Origin of the sequence: Sabulicella rubraurantiaca (assembly GCF_017355885.1) — a bacterium.
GTDB lineage: Bacteria > Pseudomonadota > Alphaproteobacteria > Acetobacterales > Acetobacteraceae > Roseococcus > Roseococcus rubraurantiacus.
This window is the reverse complement of the sequence record NZ_JAFEUU010000004.1, coordinates 270388-289990: the sequence shown is the minus strand read 5'-3', so window position 1 is coordinate 289990 and position 19603 is coordinate 270388. Positions and strand designations below refer to the sequence as shown.

19 protein-coding genes are annotated in these 19603 nt (G+C 68.8%); 13 read left to right on the top strand and 6 right to left on the bottom strand.

Translation table 11 applies throughout. The features are described 5' to 3' along the window. Window positions 1-53: 53 nt before the first annotated feature. Both mdlC and JTJ31_RS10005 read right to left on the bottom strand, forming a co-directional pair. Window positions 54-1667, bottom strand: a complete 1614-nt coding sequence (mdlC, locus tag JTJ31_RS10010) for a benzoylformate decarboxylase (RefSeq protein ID WP_236020048.1) — start codon at window positions 1665-1667, stop codon at window positions 54-56. A 2-nt stretch (window positions 1668-1669) separates the two neighbouring features. Next, window positions 1670-2155 (bottom strand): MarR family winged helix-turn-helix transcriptional regulator, encoded by a 486-nt coding sequence (locus JTJ31_RS10005; protein ID WP_207538501.1) that lies wholly within the window; start codon window positions 2153-2155, stop codon window positions 1670-1672. A 127-nt stretch (window positions 2156-2282) separates the two neighbouring features. Here JTJ31_RS10005 and JTJ31_RS10000 point away from each other — a divergent pair, with 127 nt between their 5' ends. From JTJ31_RS10000 to JTJ31_RS09980, 5 genes are read left to right on the top strand one after another with little or no spacing between them, the layout of a single operon-like run. Further along, entirely contained in the window at window positions 2283-3419 is a 1137-nt protein-coding gene (locus tag JTJ31_RS10000; RefSeq protein ID WP_207538500.1) for a CaiB/BaiF CoA transferase family protein, read from the top strand. Window positions 3420-3443: 24 nt separating this feature from the next. After that, window positions 3444-4421, top strand: a complete 978-nt coding sequence (locus JTJ31_RS09995) for a Bug family tripartite tricarboxylate transporter substrate binding protein (protein WP_207538499.1) — start codon at window positions 3444-3446, stop codon at window positions 4419-4421. Then, on the top strand, window positions 4418-5704 hold the full coding sequence (locus JTJ31_RS09990; protein ID WP_207538498.1) for a M28 family metallopeptidase: 1287 nt from the start codon (window positions 4418-4420) through the stop codon (window positions 5702-5704). Before JTJ31_RS09995 ends, JTJ31_RS09990 begins: the two co-directional genes overlap by 4 nt. 4 nt (window positions 5705-5708) lie before the next feature. Beyond that, a complete protein-coding gene (locus JTJ31_RS09985; RefSeq protein WP_207538497.1) occupies window positions 5709-6146 on the top strand; it encodes a type II 3-dehydroquinate dehydratase in 438 nt (145 codons plus the stop codon). Beyond that, on the top strand, window positions 6143-7057 hold the full coding sequence (locus JTJ31_RS09980; protein WP_207538496.1) for a 2-hydroxyacid dehydrogenase: 915 nt from the start codon (window positions 6143-6145) through the stop codon (window positions 7055-7057). Before JTJ31_RS09985 ends, JTJ31_RS09980 begins: the two co-directional genes overlap by 4 nt. On the opposite strand, the gene JTJ31_RS09975 is transcribed toward JTJ31_RS09980, so the two are convergent. After that, window positions 7054-7971, bottom strand: a complete 918-nt coding sequence (locus tag JTJ31_RS09975) for a LysR family transcriptional regulator (protein ID WP_207538495.1) — start codon at window positions 7969-7971, stop codon at window positions 7054-7056. The genes JTJ31_RS09980 and JTJ31_RS09975 overlap by 4 nt on opposite strands. 100 nt (window positions 7972-8071) lie before the next feature. Between JTJ31_RS09975 and JTJ31_RS09970 the strand changes: the two genes are divergently transcribed. The 8 genes from JTJ31_RS09970 to JTJ31_RS09935 all read left to right on the top strand — a co-directional run bounded on the left by JTJ31_RS09970 (window position 8072) and on the right by JTJ31_RS09935 (window position 15529). Then, window positions 8072-9547, top strand: a complete 1476-nt coding sequence (locus JTJ31_RS09970; RefSeq protein WP_207538494.1) for a 4-hydroxyphenylacetate 3-hydroxylase family protein — start codon at window positions 8072-8074, stop codon at window positions 9545-9547. Next, entirely contained in the window at window positions 9547-9960 is a 414-nt protein-coding gene (locus tag JTJ31_RS09965; protein WP_207538493.1) for a Rid family hydrolase, read from the top strand. The genes JTJ31_RS09970 and JTJ31_RS09965 overlap by 1 nt, the downstream gene beginning before the upstream one ends. Before the next feature lie 68 nt (window positions 9961-10028). Then, window positions 10029-11012, top strand: a complete 984-nt coding sequence (locus tag JTJ31_RS09960) for a Bug family tripartite tricarboxylate transporter substrate binding protein (protein ID WP_207538492.1) — start codon at window positions 10029-10031, stop codon at window positions 11010-11012. Window positions 11013-11099: 87 nt separating this feature from the next. Then, window positions 11100-12143, top strand: coding sequence for an ABC transporter substrate-binding protein (locus JTJ31_RS09955; protein ID WP_207538491.1), 1044 nt, complete (start codon window positions 11100-11102; stop codon window positions 12141-12143). Between the two features lie 3 nt (window positions 12144-12146). Further along, complete coding sequence (locus JTJ31_RS09950) at window positions 12147-13016, top strand: ABC transporter permease (RefSeq protein WP_207538490.1); 870 nt, start codon at window positions 12147-12149, stop codon at window positions 13014-13016. Then, a complete protein-coding gene (locus JTJ31_RS09945) occupies window positions 13013-13810 on the top strand; it encodes an ABC transporter permease (protein WP_207538489.1) in 798 nt (265 codons plus the stop codon). The genes JTJ31_RS09950 and JTJ31_RS09945 overlap by 4 nt, the downstream gene beginning before the upstream one ends. Beyond that, window positions 13800-14879 (top strand): ABC transporter ATP-binding protein, encoded by a 1080-nt coding sequence (locus JTJ31_RS09940; RefSeq protein WP_207538488.1) that lies wholly within the window; start codon window positions 13800-13802, stop codon window positions 14877-14879. The genes JTJ31_RS09945 and JTJ31_RS09940 overlap by 11 nt, the downstream gene beginning before the upstream one ends. Beyond that, the gene (locus JTJ31_RS09935; protein ID WP_207538487.1) at window positions 14876-15529 is read left to right on the top strand and encodes a DUF1028 domain-containing protein; all 654 of its coding nucleotides are present in this window, start codon (window positions 14876-14878) and stop codon (window positions 15527-15529) included. Before JTJ31_RS09940 ends, JTJ31_RS09935 begins: the two co-directional genes overlap by 4 nt. 168 nt (window positions 15530-15697) lie before the next feature. On the opposite strand, the gene JTJ31_RS09930 is transcribed toward JTJ31_RS09935, so the two are convergent. From JTJ31_RS09930 to JTJ31_RS09920, 3 genes are all read right to left on the bottom strand, one after another. Then, window positions 15698-16756 carry an acyltransferase family protein gene (locus JTJ31_RS09930; RefSeq protein ID WP_207538486.1) on the bottom strand — a complete coding sequence of 353 codons (1059 nt, stop codon included), beginning with the start codon at window positions 16754-16756 and terminating at the stop codon, window positions 15698-15700. 654 nt (window positions 16757-17410) lie between these two features. Next, window positions 17411-18379, bottom strand: a complete 969-nt coding sequence (locus tag JTJ31_RS09925) for a Bug family tripartite tricarboxylate transporter substrate binding protein (RefSeq protein ID WP_207538485.1) — start codon at window positions 18377-18379, stop codon at window positions 17411-17413. A 182-nt stretch (window positions 18380-18561) separates the two neighbouring features. Next, window positions 18562-19443 (bottom strand): isocitrate lyase/PEP mutase family protein, encoded by an 882-nt coding sequence (locus JTJ31_RS09920; protein ID WP_207538484.1) that lies wholly within the window; start codon window positions 19441-19443, stop codon window positions 18562-18564. Between the last annotated feature and the right edge of the window lie 160 nt (window positions 19444-19603).

Sequence of the window (19603 nt, the reverse complement as noted above, 5' to 3'; positions counted from 1 at the left end):
CTTCTCACCCTGTCGCCGCGCCCCGATAGGCGCGCTGCGCCGCGGGGTCGGCGCTAGGCCTTGTGGTAGAGAGTAGGCACGGCGGCATCCACGACCACCTCGACCAGCATCGGCCCATCCGCCGCCAGCGCCTCGGCCAGCGCGTCGTCCAGTTCCTCAGCACGCGTGACGCGGCGGCCGGGGCAGCCCATGGCGCGCGCCAGGCTGGCGAAGTCGAGGCCCGGCAGGTCGATGCCCGGCACGTCGCGCACCTGCAGCACCTGTCCGAAGGAGCGCATGGCGCCATAGCCCTCGTTGTTGATGACCACGACGGCCAGCGGCAGGCGGTGCTGCACGGCGGTCCAGAGCGCCTGGGGCGAATACATCATGGAGCCGTCGCCGATCAGGCAGACCACGCGCTGCCCCGGCCGCGCCAGGGCAACGCCCACCGCGCCGGGCAGCGAGTAGCCGAGCCCGCCGCTCGCCATGGTGAAGAAGCTGCCCCAGCGCCGGATGGGCATCTGCGCCTGGATGGCCGGGCGGTGTGACGGCGCTTCCTCCACCAGGATGGCGTCGTCAGACATCGCTTCGCGCAGGCGGTGCAGCAAGAAGGCGGCCGGGATGGGATGCGAGGCGGAGGGTAGGGCAGGGCGAGGCCTCGGCGCGGGCAGATCGCGCCGTCCCTCCGGCAGCAGCGCCACCAATTCCGGCAGGGCGAGGCGCAGGCTGCCGAGGATGCTGGTGCCCCAGGGTGCCGAAGCGGCGGAGGCGCCATCCGTCGTCAGGTGGAAGATCGGGATGTCCGAGCGGAAGATCTCCGCCTCGCCCTTCACGTGGAAGGTGAAGACCGGCGCGCCGATGACCAGCACGAGGTCATGCTTCATCAGCGCTTCCGACACGGCCTGCGGCGCGGCGGCAAGGAAGCCGGCGAAGAGTGGATGGTCCTCCGGGAAGGACAGGCGAGAGGAGAAGGGGCTGGTGAGAACCGGCGCACCGATGCGCTCGGCCAGGGCGACCATGGCCGCACCCGCTCCTTCCGCATCCACCTCGGGCCCCACCACGATCACCGGACGACGCGCAGCCGCAATGGCGCGCGCTGCCTCCTCCAGCAATGCAGGGTCGGGCGCGACATCGCCCGCGACGCGGCGCGCGCGCACCGGATGGCACGGTGCCGTCCAGTCATCGGCGGGGATGGAGACGAAGCACGGCCCCCAGGGCTTCTGCATCGCGACGTGATAGGCTTGGGCGATGGCGGCGGGCACATCCTCCGCCCGAGCGGGCTCGACGCTGAACTTAACGTAGGGGCGCGGGAAGCTGGCGGCCTCGCTGGCGCCCAGGAAAGGGAAATTGGGCAGGAGCGAGCGCGCCTGCTGCCCGGCCGTGATGACGAGCGGCGCCTGGTTGCGGAAAGCAGTGAAGATGTTGCCGAGCGCGTGGCCGACCCCCGCCGCGGAATGCAGGTTCACGAAGGCGGCATTGCCTGTGGCGCGCGCATGCCCATCCGCCATCCCGACCACGCAAGCTTCCTGTAGGCCCAGCACGTAGCGGAAATCCGATGGCCAGCGATCCAGGAAGCCGAGTTCTGTGGAGCCGGGATTGCCGAACACCGTCGTCATCCCGCAATCGCGCAGCAGATCCAACACCGCGTCGCGCACCATGGTCCGGGTTTGTGGAGAAGGCTTGGCCATGCTCAGGACAATCCGGCAATGATGCGACGCAGCGTGGCGAGGAAGGCCGCCTTGTTCTCCTCGCCGACCAGCGCGTCGAGCTGTCGGTCATGCGCCGCCGCGTGTTCCGACAAGGTCCGCAGCACCTTGCGCCCCGCATCGGTCAGGGTGAGGGCGTAGGAGCGCCGATCCTTCGGCACGCGACGCCTCTCGACGAGGCCGCGCCCCTCCAGATCCGCAAGGGCAGGGGTGAGGGTGGATTTGTCGCGTCCCGCAGCCGCGCTGAGCTCTGTCTGCGAGATGCCAGGATTGGCGTCGATCAACACCAGGATGGCGAAGCGGCCCGGGCGCAACGACGCCTCGCCCGTGCGGCGCGCGAAGGCGGCGAAGGAGGCTTCCTGCGCGAGGCGCAGGGTGAAGCCGACTTGTTCATCCAGTGCGCCAAGCCGGACTCCCTCGGGCCGGTCAAGCGGCGGCTCATGGCCTGCTCCCGCGTGAAACTCAGACACGGACTGCCTTCCTCACAGGGGCAATTTTGGCCCTCGCGAAATCGTAGGAGCCCCAACTTTCCGGTGCAAGCCTTCGCATGCGCACCCGCCGGGCCTATCCTGCCGGGAGAGACCGGGAGATGCGCGGATGGAATTGCCGCTCGAAGGCGTGCGCGTGATTGAGGTGGGCCAGGCTTTGGCCGCGCCGCTGGCGGGTGCCATCATGGCCGATCTGGGCGCTGATGTAATCAAGGTGGAGCGGCCCGATGGCGGCGACGATGCGCGCAGCTGGGGGCCTCCCTTCGGCCCCGATGGCGAGACGAGCCTGTATTTCCATGGGCAGAACCGCTCCAAGCGCGGCATCACGCTCGACCTGAAGAAGCCGGAGGATCTGGAGGCGCTGCACCGGCTTTGCGAGGAGGCGGACATCCTGATCCAGAACCTGCGCCCCGGCGTGGTGGAGGAGATGGGGATCGGCCCGGATGCGATGCGCGCCTGTCACCCGCGCCTGATCTACTGCTCCATCTGGGCCTTCGGCGATCGCGGTCCGATGAAGATGCGCCCGGGTTTCGACCCGTTGCTCCAGGCCTACGGCGGAATGATGAGCGTGACGGGCCAGCCCGATGGCCCGCCGAACTTCGCCGGCGCCTCGATCAACGACAAGGCGACCGGCCTCTTCACCGTGATCGGCGCGCTGGCGGCGCTGCGGAAGCGCGAGGTGACGGGGCAGGGCTGCATCCTCGACACCTCACTCTTCGAGAGCGCGGCCTTCTGGGTCGAGGGGCAGATTAACCAGTATGTCGCCACCGGGCAGGTGCAGAAGCGCCACGGCACGGGCGCGGCGGTGATCGTGCCGTATCAGGTGTTCCAGACGTCGGACCATCCGCTGGTGCTGGCCGCAGGCAATAACCGCCTCTGGGCACGTGCCGCCGCAGTGCTGGGCCATCCGGAATGGGCGGAGGATCCGCGCTTCCTGCGTGGCGCCGACCGCGTGCGCAACAAGGCGGAACTCATCCCGCTCATCGCGGCCGAGTTCGCGAAGCGCCCGCGCGACGAATGGATCGCGGCGCTGGAGGCGCAGGGCGTGCCGTGCAGCCCCGTCAACGATATCGGCGAGGTGTCGGAATCCGCGCAGATGGCGGCGATGGACCTGATCCTGCCCCTGCCCGGGGAAGGGCCGAAGGTGGTTGGCCTGCCCATGTCCTTCGACCGCCGCCGCCCGAAGCCGCGCCGTGCCGCTCCGCGCCTTGGCCAGCATAATCGCGAGGTGCTGGGACGCGACTGACGCGCCAGCAAGGAGATCAAGACGATGCGACAGGTTCCCGCCTTCCCCCGCCGCGCCCTGCTGGCGGGAGCCTCCGCGGCGGCGCTGTCGCCTCCCGCCCTGGCACAGCCCAGCTGGCCGACCCGGCCGGTGCGCCTCGTCGTGCCCTACGCGCCGGGCGGGCCTTCCGACATCGTCGCGCGTACGGTGCAGAACCCGCTTTCCGCCGCGCTGGGCCAGCCCGTCGTGGTGGAGAACCGGCCCGGCGGCGGCGCAGTGATCGGCACGGAATCCGTCGCGCGCTCCGATGACGGCCACAGCTTCCTGGTTGCCGACAGCCCGCACACCATCATCCCGGCCGTCCAGCCCCGCGTTCCCTACGACGCGGCTGCGGATTTCGTGCCGGTCGGGCTGCTGGGCGCGGTGACCATGGTGCTGATGGTGCGCGCCGCGCATCCCGCCACGGATTTTGCCTCCTTCCTCACGGGTGCGCTGGCACGGCCGGACTCCGTCACCTTCGGTTCCTCGGGCGTGGGCAGCCTCACTCACCTCCTGCCCGAATGGCTCGCGCAGTTGACAGGGGCGCGCTTCACCGTCGTGCCCTATCGCGGCTCCGGCCCCGCCCTGCTGGATGTCGCGGCGGGGCAGATCGACGCGATCTTCTCCTCCACGCTTTCCGCCTCTGGCCAGTTGCGCGACGGTGCGGTGCGGGCGCTCGCCGTCGCGGCGCCGGAGCGCATCGCCACCCTGCCGCAGGTGCCGAGCTTCCGGGAGAACAGAGTGGACCTGGTCTGCAGCAACTGGTGGGGCGTACTCGCACCGTCGCGCATGGCACCGCCCATCCTCGCCCGCATGTCCGCCGCCCTGGAGACGAGCCTCGCCGATGCGACGGTGCGGGAGCGGCTGGACGCGCTCGGCGTCGAGCGGCGCCCGACCGGTCCGGCTCCGCTCGCGGCACTGCTGGAAGCGGAGTTTCGCAACTGGGTGCAAGTGGCCCGTACCGCCGGGGTGCGCGCACCATGAGCCACGACCTCTTCCTCGCCCGGCTCGGGGCCGATCCCGAGCTGCGGGCCGACTGGGACGTGATCTGCGGCACAGGTGGGCGGCTCCAGGGCAGCGAGTCCTGCGAGCGCAGCTTCGACCTGGTGGCGGAGCGCCTCGGCCAGATTGGTCCGGCCGAGGTGGCGCGGACGCGCTACGTGGGCTGGACCCCCGGCGAGGCCCGGATCGAGGCGGATGGCAAGGCGATCCCGTGCCTGCCCCTCAACGGAGCAGCCGGGACGGGTGGCGAGTGGCGGGAATGGGAGATCCTCGATCTGGGTCGCGGCCTGGCTGAGGATTTTGCCCGGGCGGGCGATGCGCCTCGCGGCCGCGCCGTTCTCCTGCGGCATGAATTCCCCTTCAGCGCGGACTCGGTGCATCGCCGCGTGAAGCTGCGCGCGGCCGAGGAGGCGGGGGCGGCGGCGGCCATCATGGTGCAGCCGCTTCCCGGCATCGGCCCGGTGACGGGCGGCGCGAATGATTGCCCGCTGCCGGGCTTCGGCGTGGGGATCGAGGGCGCGCAGGCCATGCTCGCCGCCGGGCGGGCGCGCTTCCTCCAGTCCGGCACGCACGGTGTCGCGACGGCGCGGCACCTGATCCTGGACCTGCCAGGGCGCGGGCCGGGGCGCGTCGTGCTCTCGGCGCATCTCGACGGCCATGCGCCGGGGGAAAGCGCCATGGACAACGCATCGGGCGTCGCCGCCCTGCTTGCGCTCGGCCGTGCGGCGAAACCCTTCCTGCCCGAGCTTGAGCATGGGCTGACCCTCTGCGTCTTCGGGGCCGAGGAGTGGTCGCTCTCCGGTTCGCGCGCCTGGCTCGCCGCGCTGCCGGCAGAGAAGGCCGCGGCGATGAAGGCGAATCTCAACCTCGACACGATGGTGGGCAGCCCGCGCCTCACCGCGCTGACCTCGGGATTTCCCGCGCTGTCGGAGGCGGTGCGGCAGGCCATCGGGTCCTCCGTGGGCATCCACGAGAAGCTGATGGTGAACTCCGACCACGCGAATTTCGCGGCGCTCGGCATCCCGTCGCTACGCCTCATTGCCGGGTTCAACGAACCGGAAAGCCCCGTCGCGCGGCTGCTGACCGCCGGAGACCGGCGCGACGCCGTGCCGGAGGGCCAGCTGGAAGCGGCCACCCAGGTGGCGGGCGCGATCCTATGGGCATTGCTGGAGCGGGACGCTGCTTCGATGGCGGCGCTGCGTGACGGCGCGGCGGATGCGCGCGAGGCAGTCCGCATCCTGTCTCCGCTCCCGCCGCAGGAGTGAATCCATGCCCACCGCTTGGTTCCTCAACGGCCCCAACGCCAACCTCTATGGCCTCGACGCCAAGGGCACCTATGGCCGCGAATCCTGGCCGCAGCTTCGCGAGCGCTGCCTGGATGTGGCGGCGGCGCACGGGCTCGAGCTCGACATGCGGCAGACCAATGACGAGGGCGAGCTCGTCACCTGGATCCAGCAGGCGCGAAGCGAGGCTCAGGGGCTGCTGATCAACGCCGCCGGCCTGTCCTACACGTCCGTCGCCGTGCTGGACGCGCTGCTGCTCTTCGAAGGGCCGGTCCTGGAAGTGCATATGAGCAACATCCATCGGCGCGAGCCCTTTCGTGACCGCACCTTCACCAGCAAAGGCGCGAAGGGCGGCATCTTTGGACTAGGGGCGCTGGGCTACGAGCTTGCGGTCATCGCCATGGCGCGGCTGCTTTCCGAATGACGGTGCTGCGCTTCTTCTCCGCCCATGACGACCCAGTGGCGTGGGAGCGTGCCTTGCGCCCGCTTCTGCCTGAGCTCGACTTCCGGCTGGACGGCCCGGCCGAGGAGGTAGAGGTGGTGCTGGCGTGGCAGCCGCCGCCCGGCTTGTTCGCTGGCATGTCGCGGCTGCGGCTGGTGGTGAATCTCGGCGCCGGGGTGGACAAGCTGCTGGCGCGGGACGACCTGCCGCCCGTGCCCGTCTCGCGCCTGAACGACCAGGGCATGGTGCAGCTCATGTCCTCCTGGGTGTCCTGGGCGGTGACCTCCCATGCACGCGACACGCTGAAATTCGCTGCCGCGCAGCGAAGGGGCGAGTGGCGGTACATCCATCCGCGCCCGCTCTCCTCCTTCCGAGTCGGCGTGCTGGGGCTGGGCGAGCTGGGCGCGCCCGCCGCGCGTCTCCTGGCCAGCATGGGCTACGACGTGCGCGGCTGGTCACGAACGCCGAAGGACATCCCGGGCGTCCGCTGCCAGTCCGGTGAGCTGCACGAGTTCCTGGCCGGGACTGATATTTGTGTCCTGCTTCTGCCGCTGACGCCGCAGACGCGGGGGATGATGGATGCGGCGGCGCTTTCTGCCCTGCCGCGGGGCGCCTGCCTCGTGAATGCCAGCCGCGGCGCGCTGGTGGATGAGGCGGCGCTGATCGAGGCGCTACGTAGCGGCCACATCGCGGAAGCGACGCTGGACGCCTTCGCCGTGGAGCCGCTGCCTCCGGGCCATCCCTTCTGGGCGATGGAGAACGTGGTCATCACCCCGCACCTCGCCAGCATCACCATACCGGAGGAGGCGGCGGTGGACGTGGCCGAAAGCATCCGCCGCGTCCTGCGCGGCGAGGCGCCTCTGCATCAGGTGGACCCGGGAAGGGGCTACTAGACCGCCGGGTCGAAGAGGCCGCCCGCCGCGAAGGCGTCGCGGATATAGCCGGCCAGCGCCGCCACCGCCGGGCGCTCGGGGCGGTCCGCGGGCCGCAGCAGCACGAGGCGCACGGGCACGGCATCCGTCAGCGGCAGCGCGACCAGGCGCTTGCCATCGGCCGAATGCGGCGAGGAGGGGACGACGTTCAGGATGGACCAGCCATGTCCCGCCGCCACCATGCCGCGCACCATCTCGATCCCGCGCGATCGGAAGCCGATTCTTGGCGACAGCCCGGCGGCGCGGAACAGGCCGAGGAAGTATTCGCGCGAAATGGGCAGGTCGAGCAGCAGGAAGGGCTCCTCCACCAGATCGGGCAGAGAGAGGCGCGCCCTGCGGGACAGCCGGTGCCCGACCGGAAGCAGCGCCTGCGCCGGGAGTCGCGCCAGGGGCTCGGCGCGGACGCCGGGCGGCAGTCCGTAATCATACCCGAGGGCGAGTTCGGTCCGCCCCTCGGCCAGCGCGTCCAGCATTCCGGCATGGTCCGCTTCCTCCAGACGCACCGTGACCTGCGGGAAGCTCTGCCCGAACCCGGCCAGCAGGGTCGGGATGAAGCGCGGCGCGACGGTGAGGAAGCAACCCAGCGTGACCTCGCCCGCCGGTTCCTGCCCCATGGCGCGGGCCTGGGCGTCGAAGGCTTCGGCGTGGGTGAGCAGGGCACGACCTTCCGCCAGCACGCGCGCCCCGGCCACAGTGGGCGTCACACCGCGCGCATGGTGACGGACGAAGAGGGGAAAGCCGAAATCGGCTTCGAGCGCCGCCACCGCCTCGCTCACCGAGGGCTGGGAGACATGGAGGCGCCGCGCCGCGGCGGAGACGGAGCCATGGTCGGCGACGGCGACGGCATAGCGCAGGGCACGGAGGGAGAGGCGCATGGAGTATCGGAATAACCGATGCCTTGCCCCGGAATAAACTGGTTTCGCCGATGCAGGCGGGCTGCCATGCTCCGCCCCGACCAATGGACTGGAGGCCGCGATGATTCGTACCGGCGCGCAATACCTGGAAGGGCTCAAGGATGGCCGCGAGGTCTATATCGATGGCGAACGGGTAAAGGACGTCGCGTCCCACCCCGCCCTCGCGCCCATCGTGGCCGCCAAGGCCCGCATGTACGACCTGCACCATGAAGCGGCGACCGCGCCCAAGCTGACCTTCAGCGACGCGGACGGCACCCACAGCGTCTTCCAGCAGCCCCCCCGCACGCAGGAGGACTGGCACCGCAAGTGGGCGGCGGTGGACGTGCTGCTGCAGGATCTCGGCGGCATCGCCACCCGCATGGGCGACGAGACGATCGGCGAGATGTGGTCGCTCCAGGACGGGCGCGACATCCTGGCTGGAATCGATCCGCGCTTCGCAGACAATATCGACCGGCACATCCGCGACGTGATCGTGAAGGATCCCTTCCACGTCTCGGCCAACACCGACCCGAAGGGCGACCGCTCGCGTCCCATCGACCAGCGCGACCCGGACATGATGATCCGTGTCACCAAGGAAACGGACAAGGGCGTCATCATCCGCGGCGCCAAGTTCGAGACCGCGGCGCCCTATGCCGACCAGGCCTATCTGAAGCCGACCGTCGGCGCCTGGACGGATGAGAAGGAAAGCATCCACGCCGTCGGCTGCATCGTCCGCATGGGCGCGCCGGGGGTGAAGCACATCTGCCGCGCCGGCTTCGCCCATGTGGGCGATCCGCGCGACAACCCCATCGCGTCCCGCTTCGACGAGGTGGAGGCGCTGGTCGTGTTCGACGACGTGCTGATCCCTTGGGAGGACGTGTTCTTCTACCGCCACACCCGTGCCGCGCAGCAGGTGCGGGCCACGCTGCACCGCTACAGCGCCTTCCCCTACGTCCTGCGCCTGCTCTACGTCGCCGACGCCATGATCGGCGTGGCGATGTGGAATGCGCGGCAGACCGGGCTGGAGAAGCTCCAGGCCGTGCAGGAGAAGCTCGCCGACCTCGTCTGCTATCGCGAGGGCATCCGCGCGCATCTCGCCGCATCCATCGCGCTGGCCGAGCCTTCGCCGGCGGGGCTGTTGATGCCGAATCAGTCCATCCTCTATGCCGGCCGCGTCCTCGCCTGCTCGCAGCTTCCCGTGATGATGCATGCGGCGCGCGAGCTCATCGGCGGGCAGATCTGCGTCACCCCCGACGCCGCGCAGTTCGATGGCGAGGCCGGACAGTGGCTGCGGAAGTTCTACACTCTGAACGATTCCTGGGATGCGGATGACCGGCGCAAGCTGCTGGCCTATGCGCGTGACCTCCTGAACAGCGGATATGCAGGGCACCGCCTCGCCTTTGTGCAATTCGCGCAGGCGCCGCACTTCAATCACCTCGCGGCGGTCTACAAGAGCTTCGATTTTTCGGGTCCACTGGACTTCGTGAAGCGCGCCGCCAGCCTTTCCGACAAGGTGGATGGCACGTCCGTGAAACCTGTCGGGAAGGCCGCCGCCTGATGCACGTCCAGCGTTTTCGCAAGTTCAATACCAAGGACGCCTATCCCGAGCAGACGCTCGACAATGACGTGTGCATGGCGGTGCGTGCAGGGAACACGGTCTATCTGCGCGGCCAGACGGCGATGGATTTCGACGGCACCATCGTCGGCATCGGTGACCCGGCGGCGCAGGCCGAGAATGCCATGCGCTGCGCCAAGGTGCTGCTGGAGGAGGCAGGCGCCACGCTGCAGGACGTGGTGAGCATCCGCATCTACATCACCGATCGCGCCTTTCGCGAACCGGTGTATCGTGTGGTCGGACGGTGGCTGAAGGGCGTGTTTCCCGTCTCCACCGGCCTGATCGTCCAGGGCCTCGCGAAGCCCGAATACCTGATGGAGATCGACATCGTGGCGGAAATCTCGCCCGCGGCATGAGGATTGCTTCGCCGCGCAGGGGGCGCGCGGCGGTGCTGCCCCAACGAGGGCGAGGACGGGAGATGGGTATGAGGAAGTTGGCAGGGTCGAGGCGTGGCCTCCTAGTGGCGGGCGCGGCAGCGCTTGCCATGCCGGCACGCGCGCAGCCTGCCTGGCCCGCACGCCCGGTGCGCCTCGTCGTCGCCTTCGCCGCGGGCGGGCCGGCCGACCTCGTCGCGCGCATCGTCGCGGCGCGGCTCGAGCCTGCGCTTGGCCAGCCTGTCGTCGTGGAGAATCGCGCCGGTGCGGGCGGGCAGATCGGCACCGAGTACGTGGCCCGCGCGCAGCCGGACGGGCACACGTTGCTCTTCACCTCCTCCGCCGCGCATGGCGTCGGCCCAGCCCTCAACCCCAGCCAGCCTTATGACGCGGTGCGCGATTTCGCGCATGTCGGCTTGGTCGCCAGCGGGCCGGTGGCGCTGCTGGTGGCGGCCAACTCTCCCTTCCGGACTTTGGCCGATTTCGTCGCGGCCGGGCGCGCCTCGGTGCGCCCGGTGCCCTTCGGCTCCGGCGGCAATGGCAGCCTGGGCCACCTGACGGGAGAGCTCGCAGCACGGTCGCTCGACCTGCCGATGCAGCACGTGCCCTATCGCGGCTCCGCCCCGGCACAGGCCGACCTTCTCGCCGGGACCATCGCTGCCGTGTCGGATAATCTGTCTGCTCATGCGGAACTCGTGCGCACGGGCAGCCTGCGCGCCCTGGCCGTCGCCTCGCGCGCGCGGCTGCCGAATTTCCCCGACGTGCCGACCTATTCCGAGCAGGGTCACCCCGACCTCGTCGCCGCGGCCTGGTTCGGCGTCTGTGGCCCCGCCGGGCTGCCTGCGCCGGTGGTGGAGCGCCTGAATTCCGCGCTGCGCACCATTCTCGTCGAGGCTGCGATGCGGGAGCGCCTGCTTGGCCTCGGCCTCCAGGCCGAGGGTGGGCCCAGCGCCGCCGAATACGCCACCTTCGTCGCCGGCGAGGTCGCGCGCTGGCGCGAGGTCGTGCGCGTGGCGGGCGTGACCGCCGGCTAGGATCCAGTTTGCTCCGCCGCCCACAAAAGGGGGAAGGGCGGCGGGGCCAAGCATAATCCCCCGCAGGGTTGCCAACGGAGGCGTGAGATGAGCCATGTGAAGACCACTCGCCGCGGAATGATGGCCCTCGGGGCCACCGCGCTTGCCGCGCCCGCCCTGGCGCAGTCCCGCCAGCCACTGCGGATCAGCGTCTGGGGTGGTTCCTGGCGCGACCTGGTGAGCGAGCAGATCGGTCGTCGCTACACCCAGGCCACCGGCATACCCGTGGAATACCAGACGGGCGGCACCATTGACCGCCTGAACCGCGCCCGCCTCACCCGCTCCGCCCCCGAGAGCGACATCACCTTCACGACGAGCCATATCGGCTGGCTCTACGCGAATGACGATCTCTACGAGCGCTTCGACGCCTCCAAGGTGCCGAACGCGTCGCGGCTGGTGGAGCAGGCGCGCATTTCGCCCTTCCACATCGGCACCTGGGCCTATGTCTACACCATCGGCTGGCGTCCCGACCTGCTGCCCAACATGAATTTCGAAAGCTGGGCGGACCTTTGGAAGCCCGAGCTGCGCAACCGCATCGCCGCGCCCGACTTCGATCCCTCGCATCTCATCGCTGTCGCCGCCAAGCTGGAAGGCGCCGATGCGGCGAATTGGGAGCGTGGGCAGGACCGGCTCCGCGCGCTGCGCCCTAATTTCCGCGCCTTCTACACCAATGACGCCAACAGCCAGCAGCTGATCGCCAGCGGCGACACCCCGGTGCAGGTCATCCTGTCGATGAATGCGCACCACATCGCAGGGCAGGGGGTCAATCTGCGCCTCGCCATTCCGCGCGAGGGCGCAGTACTGGGCGTGGACACGGTGGCCGTGATGAAGGGCAGCCGGAACCAGGAGGCGGCGTGGCGCTTCATCGACATGGCGCTCGACCCCGCGGTGCAGGCCGCCATCGCCGCCGACAAGAAGGGCAGCCCGACCGTCTCCGGCGTGCAGCTTCCGCAGAACGTCGCCAGCCTGCCCGGCGTCTTCACCACGCCGGAGCAATGGAGCACCCAGGCCCTGATCATCGATCACCGCCTGCGCGCCGAGAAGACGAATGAATGGCGGCGCTGGTTCCAGGAGAACATCATCGCCCGCTGACGCATGGCTGGCGAGAACTCCACCGCGCTGGGCCATGGCGCACCGGGCCTCCTTCGGGGCTTGGCGCTGCCCGCCTGGCTATGCGGCTTGGCCTTCGCGGCAGCGCTGCTGGCGATCTTCCAGTACGCGCTGCGCGCCCATGTCCCGGGCGAGCTGGAGCCGGGTGGCTTCACCTTCCAGAACTTCGTGGCCCAGGCGCACCCGCTTTATATCGGCGTGTTCTGGGACACGCTGCTGCTCTGCGCCGGAACGGCGATCCTTTCGCTATTGGCCGGTTATCCGCTGGCCTGGGCGATCCTGCGGACGCGTTCGCGCCTCGCGCGATCCTTCATCCTCGCCATCGTCATCACGCCGCTCTTCCTCGGCGAAATCGTGCGGACCTATGGCTGGATCGTGGTGCTCGGAAATAGCGGCTTCCTGAACGCGGCGCTGGCCTGGTTCGGCCTCGGAAGGGCAGAGATGCTCTTCACCACGGGCGGCGTGCTGGCGGCGCTGGTGCATGTGACACTGCCGATCGTCGTTATCATGCTGGCGGCCGGCCTCGCCCATATCGAGCCGGAGCTGGAGCGCGCGGCGCAGTCGCTCGGCGCCACGCCGGCGCGCGGCTTCTTCACCGTCACCTTGCCGCTCAGCCTGCCGGGCATCCTCGCGGCGGGAACGACGGCCTTCGCCTGGACCTTCTCGGCCTTCGCCACGCCGCAGCTCGTGGGCGGGGGGAAGGTGAACATGATCTCGAACCTCGTCTATCAACTCGGCTTCGCTTCCTTCAACTTTCCCTTCGCGGCGGCGCTGGCGGTATCTGGCCTCGCGCTCACCGCCGTCACCCTGGCGGCATTGTCGCTGCTGACGCGGCGGGTGGAGCAGCGCCTGTGAGGTGGTGGCTCCGTATCCTGGTGCTGCTGCTGCTGGGCTTCATCGCCATGCCGGCGATCGTCGCCTGCATTGTCGCCTTCGACGCGCGCTCCATCCTGAACTTCCCGCCACAGGCATGGTCCACCCGCTGGTTCGAGCGGGCGCTGAGCTATCCGGATTTCCGCGACGGGGCCTGGAACAGCCTCCTCGTCATGCTCTCCGCTTCCGTCATCGCCACGCTGCTCGGAGCAGGGGCGGCGCTGACGCTGGAGAAGCTGGAGTTCCGCGGCAAGCGCACGCTGGAGGCGCTGGTGATGGCGCCGCTGGTGGTGCCGCATTTCGTGGTCGGGCTCGGCTTCCTGACCCTTTTCGCGCAATCCGGCCTGCCGCGCGGCCTGCCGCTGCTGGTGCTGTGCCACGTGGTGCTGGTGCTGCCCTTCGTGGTGCGCTCGGTCTGGATCTCGCTGAAGTCGCTGGATGGGCGGCTGGAGGACGCGGCCCTGTCGCTCGGCGCACCGCCGGGGCGGGTGCTGCGACAGGTGACGTTGCCCCTGCTGCTGCCGGGGCTGGCGGGGGGCTGGCTCTTCGCTGCCATCCTGTCCTTCACCGAGTTCTCGGCCAGCCTCTTCGTCTCGACGCAGCGCACGCAGACATTGCCTGTGGCCATGTACAACTACGTGCGTGAATATGCCGACCCTTCCATCGCGGCGCTTTCCGCCATCTGGATCGTGACGACCATGCTGCTCATCCTCGCCGCCGACCGATGGCTCGGCCTATCGCGCGTCCTGGGGACGGAGGTGCCGGGTGGCCGTTGAGGCGCTGCGCCTGGATGGCGTGACGCGCCGCTTCGGCGCGGTGACGGCGCTGCACGGCGCGTCGCTGGTGGTGGCGCCCGGAGAGTTCGTCACGCTGCTCGGCCCCTCGGGCTGCGGCAAGACGACGCTGCTGAACCTCGTTGCTGGCTTTCAGACTCCGGATGAGGGCGAGATCTTCCTGGGCGGCGAGAGCGTGACGCGTGTGCCGGTGTGGAAGCGCGACATCGGCATGGTGTTCCAGTCCTATGCGCTGTTCCCGCACATGAGCGTGGCGGAGAACGTGGCCTATGGTCTGCGCGCCCGTGGCATCGGCAAGGCCGAAGCGATGGACCGCGTGGCCGAGGCGCTGCGCATGGTCCGCCTTTCCGGGCTGGAGGACCGGCGCCCGCGCCAGCTTTCGGGCGGGCAGCAGCAGCGCGCGGCGCTGGCACGCGCCCTGGTGATCCGCCCGCGCATCCTCCTACTGGACGAGCCCTTCTCGGCCCTCGACCGCGCGCTGCGCGGCGGCCTGCAGGTGGAGGTGCGCGAGATCCAGCGGGCGGCGGGCGTCGCGACGCTCTTCGTCACCCATGACCAGCACGAGGCGCTGGCGATGAGCGACCGCATCGCCGTGATGTGCGGTGGCCGCATCCATCAGGCCGGCACGCCGGAGGAGGTCTACGCCCATCCGGCCGACCGCTTCGTGGCCGGTTTCGTGGGCGATGCCACGGTCCTGCGCGGCCGTCTGCGCGGGCTGATGGGCACGACGGCGGGGATCGAGGTGGGGCAGGCGGTACTGGAGGCCGATGCCACGCCGCTGCGCGGCCTGTCGCAGGGCGCGCCGGTAGACGCCTTCCTGCGACCCGAGACCCTTTCCCCCGGCGGCCCCGCGCTGCTGTCCGGCGAGGTGCGCTCCGTCGTGTTCCAGGGCGGGCACGTGGACGTGCACCTGGACTGCGCCGAAGCTGCCGGGGGGCGTGCCATGGCACGCCTTGCGCCCATGCTCGCCTCGGGCCTTGCCGCGGGGCGGGTGCTCGAACTGGCGGGGCCATCCTGCTGCGCCGCCTTTCCCGCCGAGGAACCTGCATGACCTATTCGCTGATCGGCCGCTGCGCCCGTACGGGCGCCTTTGGGGCGGTCGTCACCTCTTCCTCCGTCGCCACGGCGGCGCGTTGCATCCGCACCGGGCCGATGGGGGCGGTGGCGACGCAGAATTTCTCCGACCCCGCCCTGGCGCCGCTGGGGCTTACCCTGCTGCGCCAGGGACTTGGCGCGCAGGCGGTGCTGCGCCTCCTGCTCGAAAGCACCACGGCGCCGGAACACCGGCAGGTGGCGGTGGTGGACCGGCATGGGCGCTGCGCCTTCCATATGGGCGAGAGCGGGATGCCCGAGACAGGCCAGGCGAGCGGGACGGACTGCGTCGCCATGGGCAACCTCCTCGCCGAGGAGGGGGTGCCGGCGGCCATGGTGGCGGCCTTCACCGCCTCGCCCGACGAACCCCTGGCCGAGCGTCTCGTCCGCGCCCTGGAGGCGGGGCTGGAGGCCGGCGGCGAGTTCGACGATGAGCATGGAGCCGGCCTGCTGGTCAGCGAGGTACATGACTGGCCGGTGGTGGATCTGCGCGTGGACTGGGACGACGCGCCGGTGGCTGCGCTGCGGAGCCTTTGGGAGCGCTACCGGACGCAACAGGCAGCCTATATCTCGCGCTTCCTCGATCCGCGTGAGGCGCCTGCGTTCTGAGGGGCGTTCCTCGGGGAGGCTCGAGCGCCTTTGCGCGAGGTTGCCTAGCGATTGAAGCTATCGCTATCGGAATGGCCTGACAGATCGTGGCAGGCGCTGAATGGGGGTGGCGCCTGAGGAAAGGGAGCGTGCGACCCGCACCACGCTCAATGGCGAGTCAGAAGTCGATCAGTGCGCCGAGGCTCCCGTCGAAGACACCTGACGTAGGGGACGTCCCCAGTGACGATTCAGGAAACGTCGGCATGGCTGCTCGACGATGTAGAAGCTCAGCAACCCGCAGGCGATAGCGCAGCTCAGGAGAAGCAGCCGTGCCACGACAGTACTCGGAAGGTCTTCCTTCAGCACGTAAAAGGCTTGTTGCCACACATACAGCGAGAATGACCACAGCCCGAAGTGGACAAGGATGGGGTGCTCCAGCAGCTTGATCAGCCGCGGATTGGCGCGATCAACTGTGCCAATGGCAAGCGCCATGCACGCCGTACCGAAGCTGTACTTGACCCAGTCGGGAACCACGTTGGCGTTGAGCGCCACGCCCAGCACTGCAAGAAAGAGCGGTGCATAGCCCTGCCAGCCGGACAGTACATAGTTCTTCTCGCGAACATGGAGATAGACGGCGCCGGCCATCAGGATGGAGGCGATGCGTACATCCGTGCGCCAGTAGACCTGAAAGTAGCTCAACCCCCCCAGGAGCGTCTGTACCGTTCCGTTCAGGATGGCTGCGAGGGCGAGCGCGCCCAGCAGGAGGGGGACATTCAGCACCCAGCGTCGCGCAGCCAAGGCCAGCAATGCCAACAGGACGTAGCTGTGCTCCTCGACCGAGAGAGACCAGACATGGTCGAAGACAGTCGCGATATTGGTCATCAGATTGACGTAGTTGACGGTGAAGCTGAGCGTGGCAGCGATGTCCGAAGCTTCAACGCGCCAAGCCGCGATCCCCAAAGGATTTGCGCTGATGACCGCCACAAACGCAGCCAAGGCAGGCCAAACCCGCGCGATGCGCCGACGGAAGAAGGGACCGAGCGCCTGCTTCTGAATGAACAGCATCTCAGCCATGAGCCGGCCGCTCAGAACAAAAAACAGCTCTACGCCAACGCGCCCCATATTGATCCAGGGCAGCGGCGTGAAGTGTCCGAAGAGGACGACCAGGATGGAGATGCCACGCCAGCCATCAAGGCACGGCATGCGCAACGTCTCATTCCAGCGGCGAATTGTCGTCTGATCTGCCACTTGCCTCTCCCGCCCCCGTGCGCCTCCAAATTATGATGTTCTTCTTAATTATCACGTTAGCGGCCTATTCTGTCACAGCCAAGGGGGTAGTTGACAGAGTGAGAAGCCTGTCCGCGGTCGGTGCTGCAATTCTGCTTGCCGGGGCGCCCCCGGCGTGAACATCCGCACGAACCTCCGGCCGACAGCGATTACCAACAGCGCGGAGAAGCCTGCAGCAGATGGCGCGAGACCCGATGCCTGACCTAGCCGTTATCGATGATTTGGTAATCATGCGGTGGCATGGGCCGACATGGTCATCGCGGTTCGGAGCCTATCGCGACCAATTCGCAAAATTTCTACAGAAGGCTTGACCGAGTTCGCGCTTGCTGACCCCAGGCGTCCTGCCCCGCGGGGCGGACCCACGACATCCGGTCGTTCCAAGAGCGCCGCGGTTAATGCCCCGATCCAGACGTGCGCTGACAACGCGCAGTTCTATTTTCTTGAACGTGCGCCGAATTTTGGCGAGCCTGATGGAGCCATCACCGCTGAGAGGGGGCCAGACCAGCCTCTTAGGGACGGCACGGGCGCGCTTGATCCCATCAGCAGCTGCCTCAGGGCCCTTCCGAATGCCGAGCTGCGGGGAGACCTGGCCTTTGCGAAAGGGCCGTCAAACGATCAGCCGCTTCTCAAGCCCGTCGCGGTGACGATTCTTCGCGCCGTCTCTCTTTCGCGCCGGACCAGCTCAGCGAAGGACGCCGCGTCCGACTCCACAGGTTCGGAGCCGCTCGCCTCGAGGCGACGCCGCACCTCCGGATCCGTCAGCGCAGTCCGCACCGATTGGCCTAGCCGGTCAATGGCCGATGCTGGCGTACCGGCGGGAGCGAAGACGCCGATCCAGGATGTCATGTCGTAGCCCGGAACGGTTTCCGCGATCGCGGGGATGTCAGACAGCGATGCCTGACGCCGCCCTCCCGTGCTGCCCACCAGCCGCCCGCCGCGCTCAACGGCTGGGCGAAGGCTGGAATAGGAGATGAGGCCCGCATCAATCCGCCCGGCCGCCAACTCCCTCGCCACGTCGGCGCCGCCGCGGAAGGGGACGTGCTCCAGCTTGATTCCAGCCAGCAACTGCAACTGCTCGCCCATGAGGTGGCCCGTCTGCGCGATCCCAGGCGTGCCATAGGTGACCTCCCCCGGGCGCCGCTTCGCCTCCGCAAGGAAGCCGGCCATATCCTGCGCCGGGAAGCCCGGGCGAAGGCCGAGGATGTAGGGCATCGCCGACACCTGCACGACGGGCACGAAGGCCGTCGCATAGTCGATTGGCAAGTCGCGTCGCACTTCCGGCAGCGTCGCGAAGGTCGGACCGTCAAAGAGCAACGTGTGGCCGTCAGCGGGCGATTGCGCGACCGTCTGCGCCGCGATCGCGCCAGAGGCGCCGGTGCGGTTCTCGATGATAAGCGGTTGGCCGAGGTGCTCCGTGATGCTCGATTGCAGAAGGCGCGCAACAGTGTCCGCCACGCCGCCTGCGCTGTAGGGCACCACCAGGCGCACCGGCCGCGATGGCCATGCACCCTGCGCCCGGCCCTGGCCAGCGGCGCCGGCCGCGAGGGCCGACACGAGGATCGTGCGACGGCTGATTATTGTCATGGCGCGTTTCCCGGTATTGTCCGTTGGTTGAATGCAGCGTGGCGGAACAGTGAATTCCACCTCGCGCGAAGTCCTCCGCTACTGTCCCGATGGCGGCGTTCTGGCGGAGCGTCAGCTCGATGTCGTCCAGGCCGGTTCGCAGGTGGAGCATCACCGGCGGCGCGGCCATGACCTCCGCCTCGCTACTCAGCGGCTGCCGAGGGGGGGGGGGCGCTGAATCGCTGGCGCAGCGCTTCCCACTCCTTGCGGCCGAGGCGATCGAACAGTTCCGGCGTGGTGAACTCCCGCACCGTCAGCGGATGCCGGTGGGTCTCCTTCAGCTCCGCCAGCATCTGGTCACAGATCGCAACCACGGAACGAAGCAGCACGCCCGGGACGATCGCGACCTTGTAGCCGACGGCCTCGGCCCATTTCAGATCCAGGTTGGGGGTCTTCCCTCCGCGGTGGAAGTTCAGCAGGCAAGGCCCGCGCACCAGCCTTGGGATGGCGCCGGCCTCTTCCTGCGACTGGGGTGCCTCCACGAAGGCGATGTCGGCGCCCGCTTCCAGCGCTGCGTTGGCGCGGTGAATCGCCTCGTCCATACCCGCAACGGCGCGCGCGTCGGTACGGGCGATGATCAGGAAGTCGGGCGAGCGCCGCGCTGCGGTAGCCGCGCGGATCTTAGACAGGAACTCCTCACGCGGCACGATCTCCTTGCCGTCCAGGTGGCCGCAGCGCTTGGGAAACACCTGGTCCTCGATGTGGAGGGCTGCGATGCCGCGCCGCTCGTACTCGCGGACGGTGCGGTACGCGTGCATCTCGGTCCCGAAGCCGGTGTCAGCGTCAGCGATCACGGGGATGTCCACCGTCGCCGCGATCCGCCCGGCATTCTCCGCCATCTCGGTCATGGTCACCAGGCCGAGATCGGGGAAGCCAGCGGCTGCGGCCGTACCGGCGCCGGTCATGTAGACGGCGGGGAATCCGGCTTGGTTGATGAGGCGGGCGGTGATGCAGTCATACGCACCGGGCGCCACGATCATCCCTTCCTCGCGCAGCTTGGTGCGCAGATGGCTGGCTTGGTTCATCTTGTTTCCTTCCCAATTCGACCATGCACCGCATCACGGCAGCAAATGCGGATGGCCCTGATCGCCTTGCAGCGAGCATCTGGCGCTTGCTGCGGTCAGTCAAGGAATGTTAGACGAAATTGTCAAACAATCCTGCCCAGGCATGCCGCACGCCAAAGCC